The organism is Enterobacter sp. FUJ80071 (assembly GCF_038739915.1).
Classification (GTDB): Bacteria; Pseudomonadota; Gammaproteobacteria; order Enterobacterales; family Enterobacteriaceae; genus Enterobacter; species Enterobacter kobei.
Genome location: NZ_JBBXKH010000001.1, coordinates 4,278,253 through 4,302,651, shown reverse-complemented (window position 1 = coordinate 4,302,651; position 24,399 = coordinate 4,278,253). Strand labels below are relative to the sequence as shown.

At 50.9% G+C, this 24,399-nt stretch carries 39 protein-coding genes, 1 tRNA gene and 1 rRNA gene; 35 read left to right on the top strand and 6 right to left on the bottom strand.

The features are described from left to right. The first annotated feature begins 13 nt into the window (after positions 1-13). The 27 genes from rplB (at position 14) to AAER43_RS20785 (ending at position 12,937) form a co-directional block, all read left to right on the top strand. A complete protein-coding gene (rplB, locus tag AAER43_RS20915) occupies positions 14-835 on the top strand; it encodes a 50S ribosomal protein L2 (RefSeq protein WP_000301859.1) in 822 nt (273 codons plus the stop codon). 16 nt (positions 836-851) lie between these two features. Beyond that, positions 852-1,130 (top strand): 30S ribosomal protein S19, encoded by a 279-nt coding sequence (rpsS, locus tag AAER43_RS20910; RefSeq protein ID WP_001138117.1) that lies wholly within the window; start codon positions 852-854, stop codon positions 1,128-1,130. 14 nt (positions 1,131-1,144) lie between these two features. Beyond that, complete coding sequence (gene rplV / locus AAER43_RS20905) at positions 1,145-1,477, top strand: 50S ribosomal protein L22 (protein WP_002919773.1); 333 nt, start codon at positions 1,145-1,147, stop codon at positions 1,475-1,477. A 17-nt stretch (positions 1,478-1,494) separates the two neighbouring features. Next, the gene (rpsC, locus tag AAER43_RS20900; RefSeq protein ID WP_000529945.1) at positions 1,495-2,196 is read left to right on the top strand and encodes a 30S ribosomal protein S3; all 702 of its coding nucleotides are present in this window, start codon (positions 1,495-1,497) and stop codon (positions 2,194-2,196) included. A gap of 12 nt (positions 2,197-2,208) precedes the next feature. Beyond that, positions 2,209-2,619, top strand: coding sequence for a 50S ribosomal protein L16 (gene rplP, locus AAER43_RS20895; RefSeq protein ID WP_002919759.1), 411 nt, complete (start codon positions 2,209-2,211; stop codon positions 2,617-2,619). Next, positions 2,619-2,810 (top strand): 50S ribosomal protein L29, encoded by a 192-nt coding sequence (gene rpmC / locus AAER43_RS20890; RefSeq protein WP_003863282.1) that lies wholly within the window; start codon positions 2,619-2,621, stop codon positions 2,808-2,810. Before rplP ends, rpmC begins: the two co-directional genes overlap by 1 nt. Next, positions 2,810-3,064 carry a 30S ribosomal protein S17 gene (rpsQ, locus tag AAER43_RS20885; protein WP_008503489.1) on the top strand — a complete coding sequence of 85 codons (255 nt, stop codon included), beginning with the start codon at positions 2,810-2,812 and terminating at the stop codon, positions 3,062-3,064. The genes rpmC and rpsQ overlap by 1 nt, the downstream gene beginning before the upstream one ends. 166 nt (positions 3,065-3,230) lie before the next feature. Next, entirely contained in the window at positions 3,231-3,602 is a 372-nt protein-coding gene (rplN, locus tag AAER43_RS20880) for a 50S ribosomal protein L14 (protein ID WP_002919748.1), read from the top strand. A 10-nt stretch (positions 3,603-3,612) separates the two neighbouring features. Further along, complete coding sequence (gene rplX, locus AAER43_RS20875; protein WP_003863287.1) at positions 3,613-3,927, top strand: 50S ribosomal protein L24; 315 nt, start codon at positions 3,613-3,615, stop codon at positions 3,925-3,927. A gap of 14 nt (positions 3,928-3,941) precedes the next feature. Beyond that, on the top strand, positions 3,942-4,481 hold the full coding sequence (gene rplE, locus AAER43_RS20870; protein WP_001096206.1) for a 50S ribosomal protein L5: 540 nt from the start codon (positions 3,942-3,944) through the stop codon (positions 4,479-4,481). A gap of 14 nt (positions 4,482-4,495) precedes the next feature. Next, positions 4,496-4,801, top strand: coding sequence for a 30S ribosomal protein S14 (gene rpsN / locus AAER43_RS20865; protein ID WP_003863291.1), 306 nt, complete (start codon positions 4,496-4,498; stop codon positions 4,799-4,801). Between the two features lie 30 nt (positions 4,802-4,831). Then, on the top strand, positions 4,832-5,224 hold the full coding sequence (gene rpsH / locus AAER43_RS20860) for a 30S ribosomal protein S8 (RefSeq protein WP_006178918.1): 393 nt from the start codon (positions 4,832-4,834) through the stop codon (positions 5,222-5,224). A 12-nt stretch (positions 5,225-5,236) separates the two neighbouring features. After that, the gene (rplF, locus tag AAER43_RS20855) at positions 5,237-5,770 is read left to right on the top strand and encodes a 50S ribosomal protein L6 (protein WP_003863296.1); all 534 of its coding nucleotides are present in this window, start codon (positions 5,237-5,239) and stop codon (positions 5,768-5,770) included. A 9-nt stretch (positions 5,771-5,779) separates the two neighbouring features. Beyond that, the gene (rplR, locus tag AAER43_RS20850; RefSeq protein WP_003863297.1) at positions 5,780-6,133 is read left to right on the top strand and encodes a 50S ribosomal protein L18; all 354 of its coding nucleotides are present in this window, start codon (positions 5,780-5,782) and stop codon (positions 6,131-6,133) included. Between the two features lie 14 nt (positions 6,134-6,147). After that, positions 6,148-6,648 carry a 30S ribosomal protein S5 gene (gene rpsE / locus AAER43_RS20845; protein ID WP_003863299.1) on the top strand — a complete coding sequence of 167 codons (501 nt, stop codon included), beginning with the start codon at positions 6,148-6,150 and terminating at the stop codon, positions 6,646-6,648. A 6-nt stretch (positions 6,649-6,654) separates the two neighbouring features. Then, entirely contained in the window at positions 6,655-6,834 is a 180-nt protein-coding gene (gene rpmD, locus AAER43_RS20840; RefSeq protein ID WP_003863301.1) for a 50S ribosomal protein L30, read from the top strand. A 3-nt stretch (positions 6,835-6,837) separates the two neighbouring features. Beyond that, complete coding sequence (gene rplO, locus AAER43_RS20835) at positions 6,838-7,272, top strand: 50S ribosomal protein L15 (protein WP_014885468.1); 435 nt, start codon at positions 6,838-6,840, stop codon at positions 7,270-7,272. A 7-nt stretch (positions 7,273-7,279) separates the two neighbouring features. Continuing rightward, the gene (gene secY / locus AAER43_RS20830) at positions 7,280-8,611 is read left to right on the top strand and encodes a preprotein translocase subunit SecY (protein WP_003863305.1); all 1,332 of its coding nucleotides are present in this window, start codon (positions 7,280-7,282) and stop codon (positions 8,609-8,611) included. A 31-nt stretch (positions 8,612-8,642) separates the two neighbouring features. Further along, positions 8,643-8,759, top strand: coding sequence for a 50S ribosomal protein L36 (rpmJ, locus tag AAER43_RS20825; protein WP_000868187.1), 117 nt, complete (start codon positions 8,643-8,645; stop codon positions 8,757-8,759). Positions 8,760-8,905: 146 nt separating this feature from the next. Further along, positions 8,906-9,262: a 30S ribosomal protein S13 gene (gene rpsM / locus AAER43_RS20820; RefSeq protein ID WP_003863308.1), complete on the top strand. Its 357-nt coding sequence runs from the start codon at positions 8,906-8,908 to the stop codon at positions 9,260-9,262. A gap of 16 nt (positions 9,263-9,278) precedes the next feature. After that, positions 9,279-9,668 carry a 30S ribosomal protein S11 gene (gene rpsK, locus AAER43_RS20815; RefSeq protein ID WP_003863312.1) on the top strand — a complete coding sequence of 130 codons (390 nt, stop codon included), beginning with the start codon at positions 9,279-9,281 and terminating at the stop codon, positions 9,666-9,668. Between the two features lie 32 nt (positions 9,669-9,700). Further along, positions 9,701-10,321, top strand: coding sequence for a 30S ribosomal protein S4 (gene rpsD / locus AAER43_RS20810; RefSeq protein WP_003863314.1), 621 nt, complete (start codon positions 9,701-9,703; stop codon positions 10,319-10,321). A gap of 25 nt (positions 10,322-10,346) precedes the next feature. Further along, positions 10,347-11,336, top strand: coding sequence for a DNA-directed RNA polymerase subunit alpha (rpoA, locus tag AAER43_RS20805; RefSeq protein ID WP_002919219.1), 990 nt, complete (start codon positions 10,347-10,349; stop codon positions 11,334-11,336). Between the two features lie 40 nt (positions 11,337-11,376). Beyond that, positions 11,377-11,760, top strand: a complete 384-nt coding sequence (rplQ, locus tag AAER43_RS20800) for a 50S ribosomal protein L17 (RefSeq protein ID WP_001216368.1) — start codon at positions 11,377-11,379, stop codon at positions 11,758-11,760. Positions 11,761-11,867: 107 nt separating this feature from the next. After that, a complete protein-coding gene (locus tag AAER43_RS20795; protein ID WP_014885466.1) occupies positions 11,868-12,236 on the top strand; it encodes a DUF1992 domain-containing protein in 369 nt (122 codons plus the stop codon). A gap of 2 nt (positions 12,237-12,238) precedes the next feature. Next, positions 12,239-12,664 carry a Zn(2+)-responsive transcriptional regulator gene (gene zntR / locus AAER43_RS20790; RefSeq protein WP_014885465.1) on the top strand — a complete coding sequence of 142 codons (426 nt, stop codon included), beginning with the start codon at positions 12,239-12,241 and terminating at the stop codon, positions 12,662-12,664. A gap of 57 nt (positions 12,665-12,721) precedes the next feature. Further along, positions 12,722-12,937 carry an alternative ribosome-rescue factor A gene (locus tag AAER43_RS20785; RefSeq protein WP_057057685.1) on the top strand — a complete coding sequence of 72 codons (216 nt, stop codon included), beginning with the start codon at positions 12,722-12,724 and terminating at the stop codon, positions 12,935-12,937. Here the strand turns inward: AAER43_RS20785 and mscL are convergent, their stop codons facing one another. From mscL to def, 5 genes are all read right to left on the bottom strand, one after another. Beyond that, positions 12,938-13,348, bottom strand: coding sequence for a large-conductance mechanosensitive channel protein MscL (gene mscL / locus AAER43_RS20780; protein WP_014833515.1), 411 nt, complete (start codon positions 13,346-13,348; stop codon positions 12,938-12,940). It lies immediately after the preceding gene. Between the two features lie 146 nt (positions 13,349-13,494). Then, a complete protein-coding gene (gene trkA, locus AAER43_RS20775) occupies positions 13,495-14,871 on the bottom strand; it encodes a Trk system potassium transporter TrkA (protein ID WP_014885463.1) in 1,377 nt (458 codons plus the stop codon). Between the two features lie 22 nt (positions 14,872-14,893). Then, entirely contained in the window at positions 14,894-16,180 is a 1,287-nt protein-coding gene (gene rsmB, locus AAER43_RS20770) for a 16S rRNA (cytosine(967)-C(5))-methyltransferase RsmB (protein WP_050863160.1), read from the bottom strand. Positions 16,181-16,231: 51 nt separating this feature from the next. After that, positions 16,232-17,179, bottom strand: coding sequence for a methionyl-tRNA formyltransferase (gene fmt / locus AAER43_RS20765; protein WP_050863159.1), 948 nt, complete (start codon positions 17,177-17,179; stop codon positions 16,232-16,234). A gap of 25 nt (positions 17,180-17,204) precedes the next feature. After that, on the bottom strand, positions 17,205-17,714 hold the full coding sequence (def, locus tag AAER43_RS20760) for a peptide deformylase (RefSeq protein ID WP_006812188.1): 510 nt from the start codon (positions 17,712-17,714) through the stop codon (positions 17,205-17,207). Between the two features lie 128 nt (positions 17,715-17,842). On the opposite strand from def, the gene dprA reads away from it, so the two are divergent. From dprA to AAER43_RS20730, 6 genes are read left to right on the top strand one after another with little or no spacing between them, the layout of a single operon-like run. After that, a complete protein-coding gene (gene dprA / locus AAER43_RS20755; protein ID WP_050863158.1) occupies positions 17,843-18,967 on the top strand; it encodes a DNA-protecting protein DprA in 1,125 nt (374 codons plus the stop codon). Next, positions 18,939-19,412 carry a DUF494 family protein Smg gene (gene smg, locus AAER43_RS20750; RefSeq protein WP_008503477.1) on the top strand — a complete coding sequence of 158 codons (474 nt, stop codon included), beginning with the start codon at positions 18,939-18,941 and terminating at the stop codon, positions 19,410-19,412. Before dprA ends, smg begins: the two co-directional genes overlap by 29 nt. Before the next feature lie 27 nt (positions 19,413-19,439). Continuing rightward, positions 19,440-19,994 carry a topoisomerase DNA-binding C4 zinc finger domain-containing protein gene (locus AAER43_RS20745; RefSeq protein WP_023338824.1) on the top strand — a complete coding sequence of 185 codons (555 nt, stop codon included), beginning with the start codon at positions 19,440-19,442 and terminating at the stop codon, positions 19,992-19,994. Further along, on the top strand, positions 19,987-20,559 hold the full coding sequence (gene tsaC / locus AAER43_RS20740) for an L-threonylcarbamoyladenylate synthase type 1 TsaC (RefSeq protein ID WP_050863157.1): 573 nt from the start codon (positions 19,987-19,989) through the stop codon (positions 20,557-20,559). The genes AAER43_RS20745 and tsaC overlap by 8 nt, the downstream gene beginning before the upstream one ends. 4 nt (positions 20,560-20,563) lie before the next feature. After that, the gene (gene aroE / locus AAER43_RS20735; RefSeq protein ID WP_014885457.1) at positions 20,564-21,382 is read left to right on the top strand and encodes a shikimate dehydrogenase; all 819 of its coding nucleotides are present in this window, start codon (positions 20,564-20,566) and stop codon (positions 21,380-21,382) included. After that, a complete protein-coding gene (locus tag AAER43_RS20730; protein ID WP_047624748.1) occupies positions 21,379-21,627 on the top strand; it encodes a DUF1488 domain-containing protein in 249 nt (82 codons plus the stop codon). The genes aroE and AAER43_RS20730 overlap by 4 nt, the downstream gene beginning before the upstream one ends. Here AAER43_RS20730 and AAER43_RS20725 read toward each other — a convergent pair. Continuing rightward, positions 21,603-22,157 carry a gamma carbonic anhydrase family protein gene (locus tag AAER43_RS20725; protein ID WP_050863156.1) on the bottom strand — a complete coding sequence of 185 codons (555 nt, stop codon included), beginning with the start codon at positions 22,155-22,157 and terminating at the stop codon, positions 21,603-21,605. The two genes, AAER43_RS20730 and AAER43_RS20725, sit on opposite strands and share 25 nt — an antisense overlap. Before the next feature lie 471 nt (positions 22,158-22,628). On the opposite strand from AAER43_RS20725, the gene AAER43_RS20720 reads away from it, so the two are divergent. Together AAER43_RS20720 and AAER43_RS20715 are read left to right on the top strand one after the other, a co-directional pair. Then, a 16S ribosomal RNA gene (locus AAER43_RS20720) occupies positions 22,629-24,168 on the top strand. Between the two features lie 85 nt (positions 24,169-24,253). Beyond that, a tRNA-Glu gene (locus tag AAER43_RS20715) sits at positions 24,254-24,329 on the top strand. Positions 24,330-24,399 lie beyond the last annotated feature (70 nt).

Sequence of the window (24,399 nt, the reverse complement as noted above, 5' to 3'; positions counted from 1 at the left end):
GAGGAGTAATACAATGGCAGTTGTTAAATGTAAACCGACATCTCCGGGTCGTCGCCACGTAGTTAAAGTGGTTAACCCTGAGCTGCACAAGGGCAAACCTTTTGCTCCGTTGCTGGAAAAAAACAGCAAATCCGGTGGTCGTAACAACAATGGCCGTATCACCACTCGTCACATCGGTGGTGGCCACAAGCAGGCTTATCGTATTGTTGACTTCAAACGCAACAAAGACGGTATCCCAGCAGTTGTTGAACGTCTTGAGTACGATCCGAACCGTTCCGCGAACATCGCGCTGGTTCTGTACAAAGATGGCGAACGCCGTTACATCCTGGCCCCTAAAGGCCTGAAAGCTGGCGACCAGATTCAGTCTGGCGTTGATGCTGCAATCAAAGCAGGTAACACCCTGCCGATGCGCAATATCCCGGTTGGTTCTACCGTTCATAACGTAGAAATGAAACCAGGTAAAGGCGGTCAGCTGGCACGTTCCGCAGGTACTTACGTTCAGATCGTTGCGCGCGATGGTGCTTATGTCACCCTGCGTCTGCGTTCTGGTGAAATGCGTAAAGTCGAAGCAGACTGCCGCGCTACTCTGGGCGAAGTTGGCAATGCTGAGCATATGCTGCGCGTTCTGGGTAAAGCAGGTGCTGCACGCTGGCGTGGTGTTCGTCCTACCGTTCGCGGTACTGCGATGAACCCAGTCGACCACCCACATGGTGGTGGTGAAGGTCGTAACTTTGGTAAGCACCCGGTAACTCCGTGGGGCGTTCAGACCAAAGGTAAGAAGACCCGCAGCAACAAGCGTACTGATAAATTTATCGTACGTCGCCGTAGCAAATAATTTTAGAGGATAAGCCATGCCACGTTCTCTCAAGAAAGGTCCTTTTATTGACCTGCACTTGCTGAAGAAGGTAGAGAAAGCGGTGGAAAGCGGAGACAAGAAGCCCCTGCGCACTTGGTCCCGTCGTTCAACGATCTTTCCTAACATGATCGGTTTGACCATCGCTGTCCATAATGGTCGTCAGCACGTTCCAGTCTTTGTTACCGACGAAATGGTTGGTCACAAACTGGGTGAATTCGCACCGACTCGTACTTATCGCGGCCACGCTGCTGATAAAAAAGCGAAGAAGAAATAAGGTAGGAGGAAGAGATGGAAACTTTAGCTCAACATCGCCATGCTCGTTCTTCTGCACAGAAGGTTCGCCTTGTTGCTGACCTGATTCGCGGTAAGAAAGTGTCGCAGGCCCTGGACATCCTGACCTATACCAACAAGAAAGCTGCGGTATTGGTCAAGAAAGTACTGGAATCTGCCATTGCTAACGCTGAACACAACGATGGCGCTGACATCGACGATCTGAAAGTCGCGAAAATTTTCGTAGATGAAGGCCCAAGCATGAAGCGCATTATGCCGCGTGCGAAAGGTCGTGCAGATCGCATCCTGAAGCGCACCAGCCACATTACTGTGGTTGTGTCCGATCGCTGAGACTCTGGAGACTAGCAATGGGTCAGAAAGTACATCCTAATGGTATTCGCCTGGGTATTGTAAAACCATGGAACTCTACCTGGTTTGCGAACACCAAAGAATTCGCTGACAACCTGGACAGCGATTTTAAAGTACGTCAGTACCTGACTAAGGAACTGGCTAAAGCGTCTGTATCTCGTATCGTTATCGAGCGTCCAGCTAAGAGCATCCGTGTGACTATTCACACTGCTCGTCCTGGCATCGTTATCGGTAAGAAAGGCGAAGACGTAGAAAAACTGCGCAAGGTCGTAGCGGATATCGCTGGCGTTCCTGCACAGATCAATATCGCTGAAGTTCGTAAGCCTGAACTGGACGCTAAATTGGTTGCTGACAGCATCACTTCTCAGCTGGAACGTCGTGTTATGTTCCGTCGTGCTATGAAGCGTGCTGTACAGAACGCAATGCGTCTGGGCGCTAAGGGTATCAAAGTTGAAGTTAGCGGCCGTCTGGGCGGCGCGGAAATCGCACGTACCGAATGGTACCGTGAAGGTCGCGTACCGCTGCACACTCTGCGTGCTGACATCGACTACAACACCTCTGAAGCGCACACCACTTACGGTGTAATCGGCGTTAAGGTATGGATCTTCAAAGGTGAGATCCTGGGTGGTATGGCTGCTGTTGAACAACCGGAAAAACCGGCTGCTCAACCTAAAAAGCAGCAGCGTAAAGGCCGTAAATAAGGAGCGTCGCTGATGTTACAACCAAAGCGTACAAAATTCCGTAAAGTGCACAAAGGCCGCAACCGTGGTCTGGCGCAGGGTACGGATGTTAGCTTCGGCACTTTCGGTCTGAAAGCTGTTGGCCGTGGTCGTCTGACTGCACGTCAGATCGAAGCAGCACGTCGTGCAATGACCCGTGCAGTTAAGCGTCAAGGTAAGATCTGGATCCGTGTATTCCCGGACAAACCGATCACCGAGAAGCCGCTGGAAGTTCGTATGGGTAAAGGTAAAGGTAACGTGGAGTACTGGGTTGCCTTGATCCAACCGGGCAAAGTCCTTTATGAAATGGACGGTGTTCCGGAAGAGCTGGCCCGTGAAGCCTTCGGCCTGGCAGCAGCGAAACTGCCTATCAAAACCACCTTTGTAACTAAGACGGTGATGTAATGAAAGCAAAAGAGCTGCGTGAAAAAAGCGTTGAAGAGCTGAACGCTGAGCTGCTGAACCTGCTGCGTGAGCAGTTCAACCTGCGTATGCAGGCTGCAAGTGGCCAGCTGCAACAGACTCACCTGCTGAAGCAAGTGCGTCGCAATGTTGCACGCGTTAAGACTTTACTGACTCAGAAGGCGGGTGCGTAATGACCGATAAAATCCGTACTCTGCAAGGTCGTGTTGTTAGCGACAAAATGGAGAAATCCATTGTTGTAGCTATCGAACGTATTGTGAAACACCCGATCTACGGTAAATTCATCAAGCGTACGACCAAACTGCACGTACATGACGAGAACAACGAATGTGGTATCGGCGACAAGGTTGAAATCCGTGAATGCCGTCCACTGTCCAAGACTAAGTCCTGGACGCTGGTTCGCGTTGTAGAGAAAGCGGTTCTGTAATACAGTACGCATTCTCAATACGAATAAACGGCTCAGCGATGAGCCGTTTATTTTTTCTACCCATATTGCAGAAGCGGTGTTATAATGCCGCGCCCTCGATATGGGGCTTTTTAACGGCTCTGATTTTAGAGTCTCAGGTAGTAGTTGACATTAGCGGAGCACTAAAATGATCCAAGAACAGACTATGCTGAACGTCGCCGACAACTCCGGTGCACGTCGCGTAATGTGTATCAAGGTTCTGGGTGGCTCGCACCGTCGCTACGCAGGCGTAGGCGACATCATCAAGATCACCATCAAAGAAGCAATTCCACGTGGTAAGGTCAAAAAAGGTGATGTGCTGAAAGCGGTAGTGGTGCGCACCAAGAAGGGTGTTCGTCGCCCTGACGGTTCTGTCATTCGCTTCGATGGTAATGCATGCGTTATTTTGAACAATAACAGCGAGCAGCCTATCGGCACGCGTATCTTTGGGCCGGTAACTCGTGAACTTCGTACTGAGAAGTTCATGAAAATTATCTCTCTGGCACCAGAAGTACTCTAAGGAGCGAATCATGGCAGCGAAAATCCGTCGTGATGACGAAGTTATCGTGTTAACCGGTAAAGATAAAGGTAAACGCGGTAAAGTAAAAAATGTTCTGTCTTCCGGCAAACTCGTCGTTGAAGGTATCAACCTGGTTAAGAAACATCAGAAGCCGGTTCCGGCCCTGAACCAACCAGGTGGCATCGTTGAAAAAGAAGCTGCTATTCAGGTTTCTAACGTTGCAATCTTCAATGCGGCTACCGGCAAGGCTGACCGTGTAGGCTTTAGATTCGAAGACGGCAAAAAAGTCCGTTTCTTCAAGTCTAACAGCGAAACTATCAAGTAATTTGGAGTAGTACGATGGCGAAACTGCATGATTACTACAAAGACGAAGTAGTTAACAAACTCATGACTGAGTTTAACTACAATTCTGTCATGCAAGTCCCTCGGGTCGAGAAGATCACCCTGAACATGGGTGTTGGTGAAGCGATCGCTGACAAGAAACTGCTGGATAACGCAGCAGCTGACCTGACAGCAATCTCCGGTCAAAAACCGCTGATCACCAAAGCACGCAAATCTGTTGCAGGCTTCAAAATCCGTCAGGGCTATCCGATCGGCTGTAAAGTAACTCTGCGTGGCGAACGCATGTGGGAGTTCTTTGAGCGCCTGATCACTATTGCTGTTCCACGTATCCGTGACTTCCGTGGCTTGTCCGCTAAGTCTTTCGACGGTCGTGGTAACTACAGCATGGGTGTCCGTGAGCAGATCATCTTCCCAGAAATCGACTACGATAAAGTCGACCGCGTGCGTGGTTTGGATATTACCATTACCACTACTGCGAAATCTGACGAAGAAGGCCGTGCTCTGCTGGCTGCCTTTGACTTCCCGTTCCGCAAGTAAGGTAGGGTTACTGAATGGCTAAGCAATCAATGAAAGCACGCGAAGTAAAGCGCGTAGCTTTAGCTGATAAATTCTTCGCTAAACGCGCTGAACTGAAAGCGATCATTTCTGATGTGAACGCTTCCGACGAAGATCGTTGGAATGCGGTTCTCAAGCTGCAGTCTCTGCCGCGTGATTCCAGCCCGTCTCGTCAGCGTAACCGCTGTCGTCAAACAGGTCGTCCACATGGTTATGTGGGCAAGTTTGGGTTGAGCCGTATCAAACTGCGTGAAGCCGCCATGCGCGGTGAAGTGCCAGGCTTGAAAAAGGCTAGCTGGTAATTACCAATTGAATCACGGGAGTAAAGACAGATGAGCATGCAAGATCCGATCGCGGATATGCTGACCCGTATCCGTAACGGTCAGGCCGCGAACAAAGTTGCGGTCACCATGCCTTCCGCCAAGCTGAAAGTGGCAATTGCCAACGTGCTGAAGGAAGAAGGTTTTATCGAAGATTTTAAAGTTGAAGGCGACACCAAGCCGGAACTGGAACTTACTCTCAAGTATTTCCAGGGTAAAGCTGTTGTAGAAAGCATTCAGCGTGTCAGCCGCCCAGGCCTGCGCATCTATAAGAAAAAAGATGAGCTGCCAAAAGTTATGGCTGGTCTTGGTATCGCAGTTGTTTCTACCTCTAAAGGTGTTATGACTGATCGTGCAGCGCGCCAGGCTGGTCTTGGTGGCGAAATTATCTGCTACGTAGCCTAATCGGAGGAAAGAATGTCTCGTGTTGCTAAAGCACCGGTCGTCATTCCTGCCGGCGTTGATGTTAAAATCGACGGTCAGGTTATTACGATCAAAGGTAAAAACGGCGAGCTGACTCGTACCCTCAACAAAGCTGTTGAAGTTAAACATGCAGATAACGCTCTGACCTTCGGTCCACGTGATGGTTTCGTGGATGGATGGGCTCAGGCTGGTACCGCGCGTGCCCTGCTGAACTCAATGGTTGTTGGTGTTACCGAAGGCTTCACTAAAAAGCTTCAGCTGGTTGGTGTAGGTTATCGTGCAGCGATCAAAGGGAATGCAGTAGGCCTGTCTCTGGGCTTCTCACACCCTGTTGAGCATCCGCTGCCGGCCGGTATCACTGCAGAATGTCCGACTCAAACTGAAATCGTGCTGAAAGGCGCTGATAAACAGCTGATCGGTCAGGTTGCAGCAGATCTGCGCGCCTACCGTCGTCCTGAGCCTTACAAAGGCAAGGGTGTTCGTTACGCCGACGAAGTCGTGCGTACCAAAGAGGCTAAGAAGAAGTAAGGTAACACTATGGATAAGAAATCTGCTCGTATCCGTCGTGCGACCCGCGCACGCCGCAAGCTCAAAGAGCTGGGTGCAACTCGCCTGGTGGTACATCGTACCCCGCGTCATATTTACGCACAGGTAATTGCACCGAACGGTTCTGAAGTTCTGGTAGCTGCTTCTACTGTAGAAAAAGCTATCTCAGAACAATTGAAGTACACCGGTAACAAAGACGCCGCTGCAGCTGTAGGTAAAGCTGTTGCTGAACGCGCTCTGGAAAAAGGCATCAGCAATGTTTCCTTTGACCGTTCCGGGTTCCAATATCATGGTCGTGTCCAGGCACTGGCAGATGCTGCCCGTGAAGCTGGCCTTCAGTTCTAAGGTAGAGGTGTAAGATGGCTCACATCGAAAAACAGGCTGGCGAACTGCAGGAAAAGCTGATCGCGGTAAACCGCGTATCTAAAACCGTTAAAGGTGGTCGTATTTTCTCCTTCACAGCTCTGACTGTAGTAGGCGATGGTAACGGTCGCGTTGGTTTTGGTTACGGTAAAGCGCGTGAAGTTCCAGCAGCGATCCAGAAAGCGATGGAAAAAGCCCGTCGCAATATGATTAACGTCGCGCTGAACAACGGCACCCTGCAACACCCTGTTAAAGGTGTTCACACGGGTTCTCGTGTATTCATGCAGCCAGCTTCAGAAGGTACCGGTATCATCGCCGGTGGTGCAATGCGCGCCGTTCTGGAAGTTGCTGGGGTTCATAACGTTCTGGCCAAAGCATATGGTTCCACCAACCCGATTAACGTGGTTCGTGCAACTATTGATGGCCTGGAAAATATGAATTCTCCAGAAATGGTCGCTGCCAAGCGTGGTAAATCCGTTGAAGAAATTCTGGGGTAATTGACCATGGCAAAGACTATTAAAATCACTCAAACCCGCAGTGCAATCGGTCGTCTGCCGAAACACAAGGCAACGCTGCTTGGCCTGGGTCTGCGTCGTATTGGTCATACCGTTGAGCGCGAGGATACTCCTGCTGTTCGTGGTATGGTCAACGCGGTTTACTTCATGGTTAAAGTTGAGGAGTAAGAGATGCGTTTAAATACTCTGTCTCCGGCCGAAGGCTCTAAAAAGGCGGGTAAACGCCTGGGTCGTGGTATCGGTTCTGGCCTCGGCAAAACCGGTGGTCGTGGTCACAAAGGTCAGAACTCTCGTTCTGGCGGTGGCGTACGTCGCGGTTTCGAGGGTGGCCAGATGCCACTGTACCGTCGTCTGCCGAAGTTCGGCTTCACCTCTCGCAAAGCAGCGATCACAGCGGAAATCCGTCTGTCTGACCTGGCGAAAGTTGAAGGCGGCGTTGTAGACCTGAACACGCTGAAAGCAGCAAACATTATCGGTATTCAGATCGAGTTCGCGAAAGTGATCCTGTCTGGTGAAGTTTCTACTCCGGTAACTGTTCGTGGCCTGCGTGTTACTAAAGGTGCTCGTGCTGCTATCGAAGCTGCTGGCGGTAAAATTGAGGAATAAGTAGCAGATGGCTAAGCAACCGGGATTAGATTTTCAAAGTGCCAAAGGTGGATTTGGCGAGCTGAAACGCAGACTGCTGTTTGTTATCGGCGCGCTGATTGTGTTCCGTATTGGCTCTTTTATTCCGATCCCTGGTATCGATGCCGCTGTACTTGCCAAACTGCTTGAGCAACAGCGAGGCACCATCATTGAAATGTTCAACATGTTCTCTGGTGGTGCTCTCAGCCGTGCTTCTATCTTCGCTCTGGGTATCATGCCGTATATTTCGGCATCGATTATTATACAGCTGCTGACGGTCGTTCATCCGGCCCTGGCAGAATTGAAGAAAGAAGGGGAGTCTGGACGTCGTAAGATTAGTCAGTACACCCGTTACGGTACTCTGGTGCTGGCAATATTCCAGTCGATCGGTATTGCTACCGGTCTGCCGAATATGCCTGGTATGCAGGGCCTGGTATTAAACCCAGGCTTTGCATTCTATTTCACCGCTGTTGTTAGTCTGGTCACAGGGACGATGTTCCTGATGTGGCTCGGCGAACAGATTACTGAGCGTGGTATCGGTAACGGTATCTCAATCATTATCTTCGCCGGTATTGTTGCGGGTCTTCCGCCAGCCATCGCCCACACTATCGAGCAAGCGCGTCAAGGCGACCTGCACTTCCTCCTGTTGCTGTTGGTTGCAGTATTAGTATTTGCAGTGACGTTCTTTGTTGTCTTCGTTGAACGTGGTCAACGCCGCATTGTGGTGAACTACGCGAAACGTCAGCAAGGTCGTCGTGTCTATGCTGCACAGAGCACACATTTACCGCTGAAAGTGAATATGGCGGGGGTAATCCCGGCAATCTTCGCTTCCAGTATTATTCTGTTCCCGGCAACCATCGCGTCATGGTTCGGGGGCGGTACTGGTTGGAACTGGCTGACAACAATTTCGCTGTATTTGCAGCCTGGGCAACCACTTTATGTGTTACTCTATGCGTCTGCGATCATCTTCTTCTGTTTCTTCTACACGGCGTTGGTCTTCAACCCGCGTGAAACAGCAGATAACCTGAAGAAGTCCGGTGCATTTGTACCAGGAATTCGTCCGGGAGAGCAAACGGCGAAGTATATCGATAAAGTAATGACCCGCCTGACTTTGGTTGGTGCGCTTTATATTACTTTTATCTGCCTGATCCCGGAGTTCATGCGTGATGCAATGAAAGTACCGTTCTACTTCGGTGGGACCTCACTGCTTATCGTTGTTGTCGTGATTATGGACTTTATGGCTCAAGTGCAAACTCTGATGATGTCCAGTCAGTATGAGTCTGCATTGAAGAAGGCGAACCTGAAAGGCTACGGCCGCTAATTGGTCGCCTGAGAAGTTACGGAGAGTAAAAATGAAAGTTCGTGCTTCCGTCAAGAAATTATGCCGTAACTGCAAAATCGTTAAGCGTGATGGTGTCATCCGTGTGATTTGCAGTGCCGAGCCGAAGCATAAACAGCGCCAAGGCTGATTATTTCGCATATTTTTCTTGCAAAGTTGGGTTGAGCTGGCTAGATTAGCCAGCCAATCTTTTGTATGTCTGTACGTTTCCATTTGAGTATCCTGAAAACGGGCTTTTCAGCATGGTGCGTACATATTAAATAGTAGGAGTGCATAGTGGCCCGTATAGCAGGCATTAACATTCCTGATCAGAAACATGCTGTGATCGCATTAACTTCGATCTACGGCGTCGGCAAGACCCGTTCTAAAGCCATTCTGGCTGCAGCGGGTATCGCTGAAGATGTTAAGATCAGTGAGCTGTCTGAAGAACAAATCGACACGCTGCGTGACGAAGTTGCCAAATTTGTCGTTGAAGGTGATCTGCGCCGTGAAATCAGCATGAGCATCAAGCGCCTGATGGATCTTGGTTGCTATCGCGGTTTGCGTCATCGTCGTGGTCTGCCAGTGCGCGGTCAGCGTACTAAGACCAACGCACGTACCCGTAAGGGTCCGCGCAAACCGATCAAGAAATAATCGGGGTGATTGAATAATGGCAAAGGCACCAGTTCGTGCACGTAAACGTGTAAGAAAACAAGTCTCTGACGGCGTGGCTCATATCCATGCTTCTTTCAACAACACCATCGTTACTATTACTGATCGTCAGGGTAACGCTTTGGGTTGGGCAACAGCCGGTGGTTCCGGTTTCCGTGGTTCTCGCAAATCCACTCCGTTCGCAGCTCAGGTTGCAGCAGAGCGTTGCGCTGAAGCCGTAAAAGAATACGGCATCAAGAATCTGGAAGTTATGGTTAAAGGTCCGGGTCCGGGTCGTGAATCTACTGTTCGCGCTCTGAACGCCGCTGGTTTCCGCATCACGAATATTACTGATGTGACTCCGATCCCTCATAACGGTTGTCGTCCGCCGAAAAAACGTCGCGTATAACGCTCGTTTTTTAGGTTAGTTGGAGATAGAAAATGGCAAGATATTTGGGTCCTAAGCTCAAGCTGAGCCGTCGTGAGGGCACCGACTTATTCCTTAAGTCTGGCGTTCGCGCGATCGATACCAAGTGTAAAATTGAACAAGCTCCTGGCCAGCACGGTGCGCGTAAACCGCGTCTGTCTGACTATGGTGTGCAGTTGCGTGAAAAGCAAAAAGTTCGCCGTATCTACGGTGTGCTGGAGCGTCAGTTCCGTAACTACTATAAAGAAGCAGCACGTCTGAAAGGCAACACAGGTGAAAACCTGCTGGCTCTGCTGGAAGGTCGTCTGGACAACGTTGTTTACCGTATGGGCTTCGGCGCGACTCGTGCTGAATCACGCCAGTTGGTTAGCCACAAAGCAATCATGGTAAACGGTCGTGTTGTTAACATCGCTTCTTATCAGGTTAAAGCGAATGACGTTGTTAGCATTCGTGAGAAAGCGAAAAAGCAATCTCGCGTGAAGGCCGCTCTGGAGCTGGCTGAGCAGCGTGAAAAGCCAACCTGGCTGGAAGTTGATGCTGGCAAGATGGAAGGTACGTTCAAGCGTCAGCCGGAACGTTCTGATCTGTCTGCGGACATTAACGAACACCTGATCGTCGAGCTTTACTCCAAGTAAAGCTTAGTACCAAAGAGAGGACACAATGCAGGGTTCTGTGACAGAGTTTCTAAAACCGCGCCTGGTAGATATCGAGCAAGTGAGTTCGACGCACGCCAAGGTGACCCTTGAGCCTTTAGAGCGTGGCTTTGGCCATACTCTGGGTAACGCACTGCGCCGTATTCTGCTCTCATCGATGCCGGGTTGCGCGGTGACCGAGGTTGAGATTGATGGTGTACTTCATGAGTACAGCACCAAAGAAGGCGTTCAGGAAGATATCCTTGAAATCCTGCTCAACCTGAAAGGGCTGGCGGTGAGAGTTCAGGGTAAAGATGAAGTTATTCTTACTCTGAATAAATCTGGCATTGGCCCTGTGACTGCAGCCGACATCACCCACGACGGTGATGTTGAAATCGTCAAGCCGCAGCACGTGATCTGCCACCTGACCGATGAGAACGCAGCTATTAGCATGCGTATCAAAGTTCAGCGCGGTCGTGGTTATGTGCCGGCTTCTGCCCGAATTCATTCGGAAGAAGATGAGCGCCCAATCGGCCGTCTGCTGGTCGACGCATGCTACAGCCCTGTAGAGCGTATTGCCTACAATGTTGAAGCAGCGCGTGTAGAACAGCGTACCGACCTGGACAAGCTGGTCATCGAAATGGAAACCAACGGCACAATCGATCCTGAAGAGGCGATTCGTCGTGCGGCAACCATCCTGGCAGAACAACTGGAAGCTTTCGTTGACTTACGTGATGTTCGTCAGCCGGAAGTGAAAGAAGAGAAACCAGAATTCGATCCGATCCTGCTGCGCCCTGTTGACGATCTCGAATTGACTGTCCGCTCTGCTAACTGCCTCAAGGCAGAAGCTATCCACTATATCGGTGATCTGGTACAGCGTACCGAGGTTGAGTTGCTGAAAACGCCGAACCTGGGTAAAAAATCTCTTACCGAGATTAAAGACGTGCTGGCTTCACGTGGTTTGTCTCTGGGCATGCGCCTGGAAAACTGGCCACCAGCAAGCATTGCTGACGAGTAACCGGATCACAGGTTAAGGTTTTACTGAGAAGGATAAGGTCATGCGCCATCGTAAGAGTGGTCGTCAACTGAACCGCAACAGCAGCCATCGCCAGGCTATGTTCCGCAACATGGCAGGTTCACTGGTTCGTCATGAAATCATCAAGACGACCCTGCCTAAAGCGAAAGAGCTGCGTCGCGTAGTTGAGCCGCTGATTACTCTTGCCAAGACTGACAGCGTTGCTAATCGTCGTCTGGCATTCGCCCGCACTCGTGATAACGAGATCGTGGCAAAACTGTTTAACGAACTGGGCCCGCGTTTCGCGAGCCGTGCCGGTGGTTACACTCGCATTCTGAAGTGTGGTTTCCGTGCAGGCGACAACGCGCCGATGGCTTACATCGAGCTGGTTGATCGTTCAGAGAAAGCAGAAGCTGCTGCAGAGTAATCTGCAGTAACGTAAAAAAACCCGCCTCGGCGGGTTTTTTTATATCCGCAGTATCCCCACTTCTCTACAATGTCTGTATTAATTCTGTTCATCCCCTGGAGCTGACGATGTGGTTGCTTGACCAGTGGGCAGAACGCCATATTCGCGATGCCCAAAATAAAGGTGATTTCGACGATCTCCCCGGAAGCGGCGAACCTCTTGTGCTGGAAGATGATTCGCATATTGCGCCTGAACTGCGGGCCGGATACCGTTTACTAAAAAACGCAGGCTGTCTTCCTCCTGAGCTTGAGCAGCGCAGAGAGGCCGTTGAACTTATCGATTTGCTAAAAGGTATTCGCCGGGACGATCCACGACATACTGAACTTAGCCGCAGGCTTGCCCTTGTCGAGCTCAAGTTACGTCAGGCCGGGTTGAGTACTGAATTTCTGCATGGCGAATACAGTGAAAGATTGATGCAGAAAATAAACGAGGAGTAGCGATGTACCGTATCGGTGAACTTGCAAAGCTCGCGAACGTAACGCCGGATACTATCCGATATTACGAAAAGCAGCAGATGATCGATCATGAAGTACGCACAGAAGGCGGGTTTCGGCTTTATACCGATAACGATCTACAGCGTTTAAGATTTATACGCTATGCGCGACAGCTTGGATTCACGCTGGACTCGATCCGCGAGTTATTATCGATCCGCATCGATCCTGAACATCATACCTGCCAGGAATCAAAAAGCATCGTGCAGGCCCGGCTTGATGAAGTTGAAGCCCGTATTCAGGAGCTGCAAACCATGCAACGTTCTCTGCAAAGGCTGAATGATGCCTGCTGTGGAACGGCCCATAGCAGTATTTATTGTTCAATTCTTGAAGCCCTTGAACAGGGGGCCAGTGGAGAAACGCGGGGATGTTGATTTTTAATCCACCCGGGTCTAGACTTCCGTCGTCATAAACCATGCTCAGGAGAAAAGATGAGCCACTATCAGCATACGAAGGGACAAATTAAAGACAATGCCATTGAGGCCTTACTTCACGACCCGCTTTTTCGACAGCGTGTTGAAAAGAATAAAAAAGGGAAGGGAAGTTATCTGCGTAAAAACAAACATGCAAAACGGGGTAACTGGGAGGCCAGTGGCAAGCAAGCGAATCGCTTATTTACCACTGGCCTTCCTGCTTTAACTTGCTGATTAAACGCGGTTGTTCTGCTCTTTTAACAGATCGCGGATTTCAGTCAGCAAGACTTCTTCTTTCGTTGGTGCTGGCGCAGCTGCTGGCTCTTCTTTTTTACGGTTGAGTCTGTTGATCAGCTTGATAGCCATGAAAATAGCAAACGCCACAATCACGAAATCAAATACGTTCTGAATAAATACACCATAATGCATCACTACTGCCGGGATATCCCCCTGCGCTTCACGCAGCGTGAAGGCGAATTGTTTGAAATCAATGCCCCCGATGAGCAACCCTAAAGGCGGCATGATGATATCTGCAACTAATGATGAAACAATCTTGCCGAATGCCGCACCAATAATGACACCCACTGCCAAATCAACCACGTTCCCGCGCATCGCAAATTCGCGAAATTCTTTAATAAAACTCATTATGTTCTCCTTGTGCCAGCTGACGACTATAAGTTTAACAAATGATTAGCTATTTGCCATTCGGGATAATTAAACGTTATGAAAAATAAAAGGCACAGGAATTAAGAGGTTAAAGCGTGGGTGCTCGTATGCGAGCACCCGACTCATTAAAGGAAGAAGGGACTTGGCTGGAATAAACGTTCGACGTCGGTAATAAACTTTTTATCGGTAAGGAACATAATTACGTGATCGCCTTGTTCAATACGCAAATTATCATTGGCGATCATGACATCATTCCCACGCACGACAGCGCCGATTATGGTGCCTGGCGGCAATTTAATTTCGTCGATGGCGCGGCCCACAACGCGTGACGTGGTTTCATCACCATGCGCCACCGCTTCAATGGCTTCAGCCACACCTCGGCGGAGCGATGAAACACCGACAATGTCCGCTTTACGTACATGGCTAAGCAGGGCCGAAATCGTTGCCTGCTGCGGTGAAATGGCAATATCAATAACGCTGCCCTGAACGAGATCAACATAAGCCTTGCGCTGGATAAGCACCATGACCTTCTTTGCCCCCATACGCTTGGCGAGCATGGCAGACATAATATTCGCCTCGTCATCATTAGTGACGGCAATAAAAAGATCTACTTGATCAATATGTTCTTCTGCCAGCAGCTCCTGATCCGACGCATCGCCATAAAATACGATCGTATTTTGCAACTTCTCCGCCAGTTCAGAAGCCCGCTGTTGATCGCGCTCGATCAATTTCACGCTATAGTCTTTTTCAAGCCTGCGCGCGAGACCCGCGCCGATATTGCCGCCGCCGACCAGCATAATACGTTTATAAGGCTTTTCGAGACGCTGTAGCTCACTCATCACCGCACGGATATGCTGAGAGGCAGCAATAAAGAAGACCTCATCGCCAGCTTCGACAATGGTAGAGCCTTGCGGGCGGATAGGTCTGTCGTGACGGAAAATAGCGGCGACGCGCGTATCAATATGGGGCATATGTTCGCGCATGGTGGACAACGCGTTGCCAATCAATGGCCCACCGTAATAAGCCTTAACTACAGCCAGACTGACTTTCCCTTCGGCAAAGTTCACCACCTGCAGTGCCCCTGGATATTCGATCAGGCGATAGATATTGTCGATAACCAGTTGTTCAGGCGCGATGAGATGATCGATTGGAACCGCTTCTGAATTAAACAGTTTCTCGGCATCGCGAACATAGTCCGGAGAGCGGATACGCGCGATTCGGTTTGGTGTGTTGAAAAGCGAATAGGCCACCTGACAAGCCACCATATTGGTTTCATCAGAACTGGTGACCGCAACCAGCATGTCGGCATCGTCAGCGCCAGCCTCGCGCAGAACGCGCGGATGCGAACCGTGACCCTGCACAACGCGAAGGTCAAACTTGTCCTGCAATACGCGCAGACGATCGCCGTTGGTATCAACAATAGTGATGTCATTGTTTTCGCCAACCAGGTTTTCTGCCAGCGTTCCACCAACCTGTCCTGCGCCCAGAATGATAATCTTCATATCTTGTGACCTGTTCTCAACATCACTCTTTGATTAGCTTAGCGTAAAAGAAGCCATCACCCTCTTCCGCACCCGGCAGGTTCTGCTGACCCGGGTTTTCAGGTGTTCCCGTATCACGCAGCGTAGCGTCCGGAGTGCGTTTAAGGAAGGCCGCGATTTGCTGGCTGTTTTCTTCCGGCAGCACGGAGCAGGTCGCGTAGACCAGCGTTCCACCAGGTTTTAGATGCGGCCAGATGGCGTCAAGAATATCCGATTGCAGTTGGGCAAGTTCCTTGATATCACGATCGCGGCGCAGCCACTTGATATCGGGGTGACGGCGAATAACACCGGTTGCAGAGCAAGGGGCATCCAGCAAAATACGATCGAATTGTGTTTCACCACACCATTCTGCGGGTTTGCGTCCATCGCCCTGCTTAACCTGAGCCTTCATACCCAGACGCTTAAGGTTATCGTAGACGCGTGAAAGACGCTGCTCATCAACATCGACTGCCATCACGCTGGCCTGCGGAGCCACTTCCAGAATGTGCGTTGTTTTTCCGCCCGGTGCTGCGCACAGATCGAGGATCTGCTCGCCATTTTTCGGCTCAAGGAAAGTCATACAACCCTGAGCAGAGGCATCCTGTACGGTCACCCAGCCTTCATCAAAACCGGGTAAAGCATGTACCGGTGCAGGGGAAGCTAAACGCACGGCGTCAGGATAGGCATCATGCGTGAATCCACTCATTCCGGCCTCTTCGAGCAAGCTCAGCCAGGCATCGCGGGTATGATGATTCCGGTTTACGCGCAGCCACATCGGTGGACGTTGATTATTGGCTTCGGCAATGTTTTGCCATTGCTGTGGATACGCCTTTTTAAGGCGATTCAGAAACCAGTCCGGGTGCAGGTAACGTGTTTCGCTTTGCGTAAATTCAGCCAGCAGCTCTTCCTGCTGTCGCTGGAACTGACGCAGTACACCGTTGATCAGCCCTTTCAACTGAGGACGTTTAATCGCAACGGCACCTTCCACCGTCTCAGCCAGTGCGGCATGAGGGGGGATTCGGGTATGAAGAAGCTGATAAAAACCCACCATAATCAAATAATGTATGGTGCGCTGTTTGCCGGTCATTGGGCGTGACATCAGCTTATTAATGAGCCACTCAAGTTGAGAGAGAGTGCGCAGGACGCCAAAACAGAGCTCCTGAAGTAGGGCTTTGTCTTTATCAGATACTTTTTGTTGCAGGGGAGGCAGGACATTACTCAATGACTGACCCTGCTCGATGACCTGCTCAACGGCCTGCGCCGCCATACTGCGAAGATTTTGTTTTTTCATAACCGTAAAAATAAAAATGCCCGGAACACCGGGCTTTAAGCAAATATTGGATCAGGCAAGGCGATTGCCCGGTATAAACCATTCGCGACGGGAATTTAACAGATCCTGTGCACTCATGGCTTTCTTACCGGCCGGTTGTAACGACTCAAGATTCAGGATCCCTTCTGCCGTCGCAACCTGGATTCCGTTCTTGCTGGCGTCGATAATCGTACCGGGTTCAGCTGCTGTGACGCTGTTAATCACTGACGCTTTCCAGACTTTCACGGGCTGCTCATCAATCATCAGCCAGCTCATTGGCCATGGATTGAAGGCGCGGATGCAGCGTTCAAGTTGAGCGGCGGAGAGAGACCAGTCGATCCGGGCTTCTTCTTTGCTCAGTTTTTCGGCGTAGGTGACGAGAGACTCATCCTGAACCTCAGGCTTCGCCGTATTGTCAGCAAGCTGCTGTAAGGTCTTAATGAGCCCTTCTGGGCCGAGATCTGCCAGCTTGTCATACAGCGTAGCGCTGGTATCTTCTGCCGTAATGGGACACGTCAACTTATACAGCATGTCGCCCGTGTCTAAACCTACATCCATCTTCATGATTGTCACGCCGGTTTCAGCATCACCCGCCCACAGGGCGCGCTGTATAGGTGCCGCACCACGCCAACGCGGGAGCAGGGAACCATGCACGTTGATACAGCCCAGGCGAGGCATATCAAGCACGGCTTTTGGCAGAATTAAACCATACGCCACCACCACCATTACGTCGGCATTCAGGTCAGCAACCAGCTGCTGGTTTTCCTGAGGGCGTAAGGAGGCGGGCTGGAAAACGGGTAGCCCATGCTCTTCTGCCAGCACCTTTACGGGGCTCGGCATCAGTTTTTTACCGCGACCAGCCGGGCGGTCCGGCTGGGTAAAGACGCCAACAACCTGGTGACCAGAAGATAACAGCGCGTCAAGATGACGCGCTGCAAAATCAGGGGTTCCCGCGAAGATAATACGTAGTGTTTTAGACACGATGATCCTTGTATCCGGGGGGACGTTATGCGCGAGAGCGCAAACGATCCAGTTTCTCTACTTTCTGACGAATACGCTGCTGTTTCAGCGGCGAGAGGTAATCGATAAACAGTTTACCGACCAGATGATCCATCTCATGCTGAATACAAATCGCCAGCAGGTCGTCTGCTTCCAGTTCGAACGGATTACCGTCACGATCCAGGGCGCGAATTTTCACTTTTTCGGCACGTGGCACCAAAGCGCGCTGTTCAGGAATGGACAAACAGCCTTCCTCGATACCCGTTTCGCCGCTCTTTTCAAGCAACTCAGGGTTAATCAGCACCAGACGCTCATCGCGATTTTCAGAAACGTCGATCACGATAATACGCTTGTGAATGTCTACCTGGGTCGCCGCCAGGCCAATGCCTTCTTCAGCGTACATGGTATCGAACATATCATCGACGATACGCTGAATTTCTGCATTCACTTCTTTAACCGGTTCAGCGACGATGCGAAGGCGCTCGTCCGGAATATGTAACACTTGCAAAACTGCCATAAATTTCCAGAGTCGTGTTCAGGAGTTGATAAGAATATTACTTCTATTCTAGACAAATCCCCGTTCGATTGACAGCATCAGTGACCAATCGCAATGATTGCGCAGGCCGCTTATGGCAGGGGGAAAGGATGACGTGTACCGAGATATGGTTACGGCTTATCCACACGGGTTCTCTGTGTGGTGATGGGATGCTGGAAGCCGCTGCACGGTTGCACAAGCAGACAAATATAGATGTTCCTGCTGTCATAAACGCCGGGCTGTCAGCAAAACAGGCTATCCGTTTCTTTGCCTTAGAGGAAAGTGAACTGGAGCGAAGCCTTAAGTGGCTTGAAATGCCGGGAAATCATTTGTTGACGGCAAACCATCCCTTTTATCCCCCTTTGCTGCGAACGATTCCCGATTATCCCGGGGCATTATGTGTAAAAGGTAACTTAGCGACGCTTAATACTGTCCAACTGGCTGTGGTGGGGAGTCGGGCGCCGTCATGGTACGGTGAGCGGTGGGGGAAAATCCTGTGCGAACAGCTTTCACAAAGCGGTTTCACAATCACCAGCGGGTTGGCCTGCGGTATTGACGGTGTCGCCCATCACGCTGCACTGTCCGCAAAAGGACGTAGCGTGGCCGTGCTGGGGAACGGCCTGTTTAGCGTTTATCCCCGTCGGCATCAGGCTCTGGCGATGCAGATTATTGAATCTGACGGGGCGATAGTGTCTGAGTTTCCTCTCTCGGCACCGCCCCGACCGGCAAACTTTCCGCGCCGTAATCGGATTATCAGCGGGTTAAGCCAGGGCGTCTTGGTCGTTGAAGCGGCAGTGCGAAGCGGCTCTCTGGTCACCGCCCGGTGCGCACTTGAGCAGGGACGGGAGGTTTTCGCCTTGCCCGGTCCGATAGGTAACCCCGGCTGCGAAGGGCCACACTGGCTGATAAAGCAGGGCGCAACGCCGGTAACCGAGGTAGGGGATATTCTTGAAAATTTGCAACATGGGTTGCAATGGCTGAAGGAAGATCCCGAAAAGCGACATTATTCGTCAGATCAGGGAAAGGTGGCATTGCCATTTCCTAAGCTCCTGGCTAACGTAGGAGATGAGGTAACACCTGTTGACGTTGTCGCTGAACGTGCCGGCCAACCTGTGCCAGTAACGGTAGCACAGCTACTCGAACTGGAGTTAGCAGGGTGGATCGCAGCTGTACCCGGCGGCTATGTCCGATTAAGGAGGGCATGCCATGTTCGACGTACTGATGTATTTGTTTGAGACTTACATCCATAACGAAGCAGAAATGCGAGTGGATCAGGACAAATTGACACAGGATCTTACCGATGCGGGGTTTGAGCGGGAAGATATCTATAATGCGTTGATGTGGCTGGAAAAACTGGCTGATTATCAGGAAGGCCTCGCCGAACCGATGCAGCTTGCTTCTGACCCATTGTCAGTACGCATCTATACCGCTGAAGAGTGTGAAAGGCTGGATGCCAGCTGCCGGGGATTCATCTTATTCCTTGAGCAGATTCAGGTGCTAAACCTCGAAACGAGAGAAATGGTGATAGAGCGCGTCATGGCGCTGGATACGGCAGAATTTGAACTGGAAGATCTCAAATGGGTGATCCTGATGGTTCTGTTTAATATCCCGGGTTGTGAAAATGCCTATCAGCAAATGGAAGAATTACTCTTTGAAGTGAATGAAGGTATGCTGCATTAATTCAAATGTGCAGCACCAAGAGTTGTTATGGCCAAATCCGCACTATTTACGGTGCATAAAAACGAGCCCTGCCCGCAGTGCGGGGCTGAACTTGTTATTCGGTCCGGGAAACACGGTCCGTTTCTCGGTTGTTCACACTATCCGGAATGTGATTATGTCCGTCCTCTTAAAAGCCAGGCGGATGGACATATCGTTAAAATTCTGGAGGGACAGTTATGTCCTGCCTGTGGTGGTGAATTAGCGTTGCGTCAGGGGCGGTTCGGTATGTTTATTGGCTGTAGCCGTTATCCGGAATGTGAGCATACAGAACAAATTGATAAGCCAGATGAAACGGCTATTGCCTGTCCTCAGTGCCAACGTGGTCAACTGGTACAGCGTCGTTCTCGTTTTGGTAAGACTTTCCATTCCTGCGATCGTTACCCTGACTGCCAGTTCGTTATCAATTTCAAACCGGTAGCGGGTATCTGCGTGCATTGCCATTATCCGCTACTCATCGAGAAGAAAACCGCGCAAGGCATTAAACGCTTCTGCGCCAGTAAACAATGTGGAAAGCCGGTTCCGGCGGATCAAAACAGTGAATAATAACCTGCCATCAGGTTCCATTGCGTATGCAGTGGACGTACTGAAAAAAGAAGAAGTCATCGCTTATCCAACTGAAGCTGTTTTTGGGGTCGGTTGCGATCCTGACAGTGAGACGGCCGTTGGCCGATTGCTGGCACTTAAGCAACGGCCTGTCGAAAAAGGGCTGATTTTAATCGCGGCCAATTATGAGCAGCTTAAACCTTACATTGATGATTCCATGCTTACCCCGGCCCAGCGTGAAGCCATCTTCTCCGTATGGCCTGGGCCGGTGACCTTCGTTTTCCCGGCTCAGCCGACAACACCGCGCTGGTTAACCGGACGGTTTGATTCGCTGGCGGTGCGCGTCACCGACCATCCGCTGGTGGTTGAGCTTTGTGTGGCGTTTGGTAAACCACTGGTTTCAACCAGCGCGAATCTGACCGGGTTACCTCCGTGCCGGACAACCGAAGAAGTGCTGGCACAGTTCGGGAATGATTTTCCTGTTGCTGTCGGCGAGACGGGAGGGCGCCTGAATCCGTCCGAAATTCGCGACGCATTAACCGGTGAACGTTTTCGCCAGGGGTAATCTCATGGAAACTTATGCTGTTTTTGGTAACCCGATTGCACACAGTAAGTCACCCTTGATCCATCAGCAATTTGCGGAGCAGTTGCAGATAGATCACCCTTACGGCCGCGTGCTGGCACCGGTTGATGCATTTATCCCAACGCTCGAGGCGTTTTTCGCTGCGGGCGGCAAAGGGGCGAATGTGACGGTTCCCTTTAAAGAAGAGGCATTTGAACGTGCAGACGAACTGACCGAGCGTGCTTCACTTGCTGGTGCAGTAAATACCTTAAAACGGCTTGAGGATGGCCGCCTTCTGGGTGACAACACTGACGGGATTGGTTTACTGAGCGATCTGGAAAGACTTTCGTTTATCAAGCCTGGTTTCCGGGTTCTGCTGATTGGTGCGGGTGGTGCATCGCGGGGCGTGCTGTTGCCCCTGCTTTCACTGGACTGTGCAGTGACCATTACCAACAGAACCTTTTCCAGGGCAGAAGCGCTGGCGGCGCTGTTTGCCCATACCGGTAGCGTGAGCGCCATCGCGCTTGAGGATCTCGAAGACCGTGAATTTGATCTGGTCATCAATGCCACGTCCAGCGGCATTAATGGTGAGATCCCGGCAATCCCCGTTTCTCTTATCAACTCTCATATGTACTTCTATGACATGTTTTACCAGAAAGGGAAGACACCCTTCCTTATGTGGTGTGAAGAACATGGCGCGAAACAGTTAGCCGACGGGCTGGGGATGCTGGTGGGCCAGGCTGCGCATGCGGTGCTGCTCTGGCATGGTGTGTTACCTGCAGTCGAGCCGGTGATAGAAAAGTTAAAGCAGGAGCTTTCGGCGTGAATCAGGCTATTCACTTCCCGGACAGAGAGAGCTGGGATGAGGATAAACAAGCAGTCTGCTTCCCGGTGCTGGTGCAGGGGATGCAGCTTACCTGTGCCATTCATGGGGAAACGCTGCTACGTCGTTTTGGCGGTTCAGACCCTTTAGACATATTTTGTGAAAATCGCTGGGATCTTGAAGAAGAAGCCAGCGATTTAATCCGCGACCAGCAGGAAGACGATCAGGGCTGGGTCTGGTTATCCTGATCCAGATAGTCATTCTTCCATTTAACGTAGTTGTTCGCCGAGTATTTTAATCCTTCGATCTCTGCCTCCTTCAGGGGGCGGATCTTTTTTACAGGGCTACCCAGATAGAGATAGCCGCTCTCCAGCCGTTTGTTCTGCGGGACCAGGCTACCGGCACCAATCATTACGTCATCTTCTACTATGACGCCATCCAGCAAAATCGATCCCATGCCAACAAGTACGCGATTTCCTATAGTGCAGCCGTGAAGCATCACTTTGTGACCGACGGTGACATCCTCTCCAATAATGAGTGGATTACCTTCCGGGTTATAAGAGGATTTGTGCGTGACATGCAGAACGCTGCCGTCCTGAATATTGGTACGTGCGCCAATCGACACAGAGTTAACGTCTCCCCTGATGGCAACGAGTGGCCAGATACTGACATCATCAGCCATTCGGACATCACCTACGACTACGCTGCTGGCATCGATCATCACGCGATCGCCTTGTTTGGGGAATAGATCTTTATAAGGACGTAATACAGTAGACATAACTACCTCTAAGGATGAGCGCTAGACAGAAGACTTTGATCATAATATGGGATCGAGGCAAGGCAAAATACGTCAATATTTAAGCAGATCGGGCGGGATTTCAGCGAAAAGCGCGGAAAATCAGCAGTTGAAAAAAAAGATCTAAAAAATACTTGTGCTAAAAAATGGGATCCCTATAATGCGCCTCCATCGACACGGCAGATGTGAATCACTTCACAGACAACCCGGTCGGTTGAAGAGAAAAAATCCTGAAATAACGGGTTGACTCTGAAAGAGGAAAGCGTAATATACGCCACCTCGCAACGGTGAGCGAAAGCCGCGTTGCACTGCTCTTTAACAATTTATCAGACAATCTGTGTGGGCACTCAAAGTGACATGGATTCTTAACGTCGCAAGACGAAAAATGAATACCAAGTCTCTGAGTGAACATACGTAATTCATTACGAAGTTTAATTCACGAGCATCAAACTTAAATTGAAGAGTTTGATCATGGCTCAGATTGAACGCTGGCGGCAGGCCTAACACATGCAAGTCGAACGGTAGCACAGAGAGCTTGCTCTCGGGTGACGAGTGGCGGACGGGTGAGTAATGTCTGGGAAACTGCCTGATGGAGGGGGATAACTACTGGAAACGGTAGCTAATACCGCATAACGTCGCAAGACCAAAGAGGGGGACCTTCGGGCCTCTTGCCATCAGATGTGCCCAGATGGGATTAGCTAGTAGGTGGGGTAACGGCTCACCTAGGCGACGATCCCTAGCTGGTCTGAGAGGATGACCAGCCACACTGGAACTGAGACACGGTCCAGACTCCTACGGGAGGCAGCAGTGGGGAATATTGCACAATGGGCGCAAGCCTGATGCAGCCATGCCGCGTGTATGAAGAAGGCCTTCGGGTTGTAAAGTACTTTCAGCGGGGAGGAAGGTGTTGTGGTTAATAACCGCAGCAATTGACGTTACCCGCAGAAGAAGCACCGGCTAACTCCGTGCCAGCAGCCGCGGTAATACGGAGGGTGCAAGCGTTAATCGGAATTACTGGGCGTAAAGCGCACGCAGGCGGTCTGTCAAGTCGGATGTGAAATCCCCGGGCTCAACCTGGGAACTGCATTCGAAACTGGCAGGCTAGAGTCTTGTAGAGGGGGGTAGAATTCCAGGTGTAGCGGTGAAATGCGTAGAGATCTGGAGGAATACCGGTGGCGAAGGCGGCCCCCTGGACAAAGACTGACGCTCAGGTGCGAAAGCGTGGGGAGCAAACAGGATTAGATACCCTGGTAGTCCACGCCGTAAACGATGTCGACTTGGAGGTTGTGCCCTTGAGGCGTGGCTTCCGGAGCTAACGCGTTAAGTCGACCGCCTGGGGAGTACGGCCGCAAGGTTAAAACTCAAATGAATTGACGGGGGCCCGCACAAGCGGTGGAGCATGTGGTTTAATTCGATGCAACGCGAAGAACCTTACCTACTCTTGACATCCAGAGAACTTAGCAGAGATGCTTTGGTGCCTTCGGGAACTCTGAGACAGGTGCTGCATGGCTGTCGTCAGCTCGTGTTGTGAAATGTTGGGTTAAGTCCCGCAACGAGCGCAACCCTTATCCTTTGTTGCCAGCGGTTAGGCCGGGAACTCAAAGGAGACTGCCAGTGATAAACTGGAGGAAGGTGGGGATGACGTCAAGTCATCATGGCCCTTACGAGTAGGGCTACACACGTGCTACAATGGCGCATACAAAGAGAAGCGACCTCGCGAGAGCAAGCGGACCTCATAAAGTGCGTCGTAGTCCGGATTGGAGTCTGCAACTCGACTCCATGAAGTCGGAATCGCTAGTAATCGTAGATCAGAATGCTACGGTGAATACGTTCCCGGGCCTTGTACACACCGCCCGTCACACCATGGGAGTGGGTTGCAAAAGAAGTAGGTAGCTTAACCTTCGGGAGGGCGCTTACCACTTTGTGATTCATGACTGGGGTGAAGTCGTAACAAGGTAACCGTAGGGGAACCTGCGGTTGGATCACCTCCTTACCTTAAAGAACCTGCCTTTGCAGTGCTCACACAGATTGTCTGATGAAAAGTAAATAGCAAGGCGTCTTGCGATTGAGACTTCAGTGTCCCCTTCGTCTAGAGGCCCAGGACACCGCCCTTTCACGGCGGTAACAGGGGTTCGAATCCCCTAGGGGACGCCACTTGCTGGTTCGTGAGTGAAAGTCGCCGACCCCCGTATCTCAAAACTCATCTTCGGGTGACGTTTGAGAT

Bases quoted from the DNA above. Each gene is read 5' to 3' on its own strand.
- rplB (WP_000301859.1), top strand. From the start codon at position 14: ATGGCAGTTGTTAAATGTAAACCGACATCTCCGGGTCGTCGCCACGTA.
- rpsS (WP_001138117.1), top strand. From the start codon at position 852: ATGCCACGTTCTCTCAAGAAAGGTCCTTTTATTGACCTGCACTTGCTG.
- rplV (WP_002919773.1), top strand. From the start codon at position 1,145: ATGGAAACTTTAGCTCAACATCGCCATGCTCGTTCTTCTGCACAGAAG.
- rpsC (WP_000529945.1), top strand. From the start codon at position 1,495: ATGGGTCAGAAAGTACATCCTAATGGTATTCGCCTGGGTATTGTAAAA.
- rplP (WP_002919759.1), top strand. From the start codon at position 2,209: ATGTTACAACCAAAGCGTACAAAATTCCGTAAAGTGCACAAAGGCCGC.
- rpmC (WP_003863282.1), top strand. From the start codon at position 2,619: ATGAAAGCAAAAGAGCTGCGTGAAAAAAGCGTTGAAGAGCTGAACGCT.
- rpsQ (WP_008503489.1), top strand. From the start codon at position 2,810: ATGACCGATAAAATCCGTACTCTGCAAGGTCGTGTTGTTAGCGACAAA.
- rplN (WP_002919748.1), top strand. From the start codon at position 3,231: ATGATCCAAGAACAGACTATGCTGAACGTCGCCGACAACTCCGGTGCA.
- rplX (WP_003863287.1), top strand. From the start codon at position 3,613: ATGGCAGCGAAAATCCGTCGTGATGACGAAGTTATCGTGTTAACCGGT.
- rplE (WP_001096206.1), top strand. From the start codon at position 3,942: ATGGCGAAACTGCATGATTACTACAAAGACGAAGTAGTTAACAAACTC.
- rpsN (WP_003863291.1), top strand. From the start codon at position 4,496: ATGGCTAAGCAATCAATGAAAGCACGCGAAGTAAAGCGCGTAGCTTTA.
- rpsH (WP_006178918.1), top strand. From the start codon at position 4,832: ATGAGCATGCAAGATCCGATCGCGGATATGCTGACCCGTATCCGTAAC.
- rplF (WP_003863296.1), top strand. From the start codon at position 5,237: ATGTCTCGTGTTGCTAAAGCACCGGTCGTCATTCCTGCCGGCGTTGAT.
- rplR (WP_003863297.1), top strand. From the start codon at position 5,780: ATGGATAAGAAATCTGCTCGTATCCGTCGTGCGACCCGCGCACGCCGC.
- rpsE (WP_003863299.1), top strand. From the start codon at position 6,148: ATGGCTCACATCGAAAAACAGGCTGGCGAACTGCAGGAAAAGCTGATC.
- rpmD (WP_003863301.1), top strand. From the start codon at position 6,655: ATGGCAAAGACTATTAAAATCACTCAAACCCGCAGTGCAATCGGTCGT.
- rplO (WP_014885468.1), top strand. From the start codon at position 6,838: ATGCGTTTAAATACTCTGTCTCCGGCCGAAGGCTCTAAAAAGGCGGGT.
- secY (WP_003863305.1), top strand. From the start codon at position 7,280: ATGGCTAAGCAACCGGGATTAGATTTTCAAAGTGCCAAAGGTGGATTT.
- rpmJ (WP_000868187.1), top strand. From the start codon at position 8,643: ATGAAAGTTCGTGCTTCCGTCAAGAAATTATGCCGTAACTGCAAAATC.
- rpsK (WP_003863312.1), top strand. From the start codon at position 9,279: ATGGCAAAGGCACCAGTTCGTGCACGTAAACGTGTAAGAAAACAAGTC.
- rpsD (WP_003863314.1), top strand. From the start codon at position 9,701: ATGGCAAGATATTTGGGTCCTAAGCTCAAGCTGAGCCGTCGTGAGGGC.
- rpoA (WP_002919219.1), top strand. From the start codon at position 10,347: ATGCAGGGTTCTGTGACAGAGTTTCTAAAACCGCGCCTGGTAGATATC.
- rplQ (WP_001216368.1), top strand. From the start codon at position 11,377: ATGCGCCATCGTAAGAGTGGTCGTCAACTGAACCGCAACAGCAGCCAT.
- AAER43_RS20795 (WP_014885466.1), top strand. From the start codon at position 11,868: ATGTGGTTGCTTGACCAGTGGGCAGAACGCCATATTCGCGATGCCCAA.
- zntR (WP_014885465.1), top strand. From the start codon at position 12,239: ATGTACCGTATCGGTGAACTTGCAAAGCTCGCGAACGTAACGCCGGAT.
- AAER43_RS20785 (WP_057057685.1), top strand. From the start codon at position 12,722: ATGAGCCACTATCAGCATACGAAGGGACAAATTAAAGACAATGCCATT.
- mscL (WP_014833515.1), bottom strand. From the start codon at position 13,348: ATGAGTTTTATTAAAGAATTTCGCGAATTTGCGATGCGCGGGAACGTG.
- trkA (WP_014885463.1), bottom strand. From the start codon at position 14,871: ATGAAGATTATCATTCTGGGCGCAGGACAGGTTGGTGGAACGCTGGCA.
- rsmB (WP_050863160.1), bottom strand. From the start codon at position 16,180: ATGAAAAAACAAAATCTTCGCAGTATGGCGGCGCAGGCCGTTGAGCAG.
- def (WP_006812188.1), bottom strand. From the start codon at position 17,714: ATGGCAGTTTTGCAAGTGTTACATATTCCGGACGAGCGCCTTCGCATC.
- dprA (WP_050863158.1), top strand. From the start codon at position 17,843: ATGACGTGTACCGAGATATGGTTACGGCTTATCCACACGGGTTCTCTG.
- smg (WP_008503477.1), top strand. From the start codon at position 18,939: ATGTTCGACGTACTGATGTATTTGTTTGAGACTTACATCCATAACGAA.
- AAER43_RS20745 (WP_023338824.1), top strand. From the start codon at position 19,440: ATGGCCAAATCCGCACTATTTACGGTGCATAAAAACGAGCCCTGCCCG.
- aroE (WP_014885457.1), top strand. From the start codon at position 20,564: ATGGAAACTTATGCTGTTTTTGGTAACCCGATTGCACACAGTAAGTCA.
- AAER43_RS20725 (WP_050863156.1), bottom strand. From the start codon at position 22,157: ATGTCTACTGTATTACGTCCTTATAAAGATCTATTCCCCAAACAAGGC.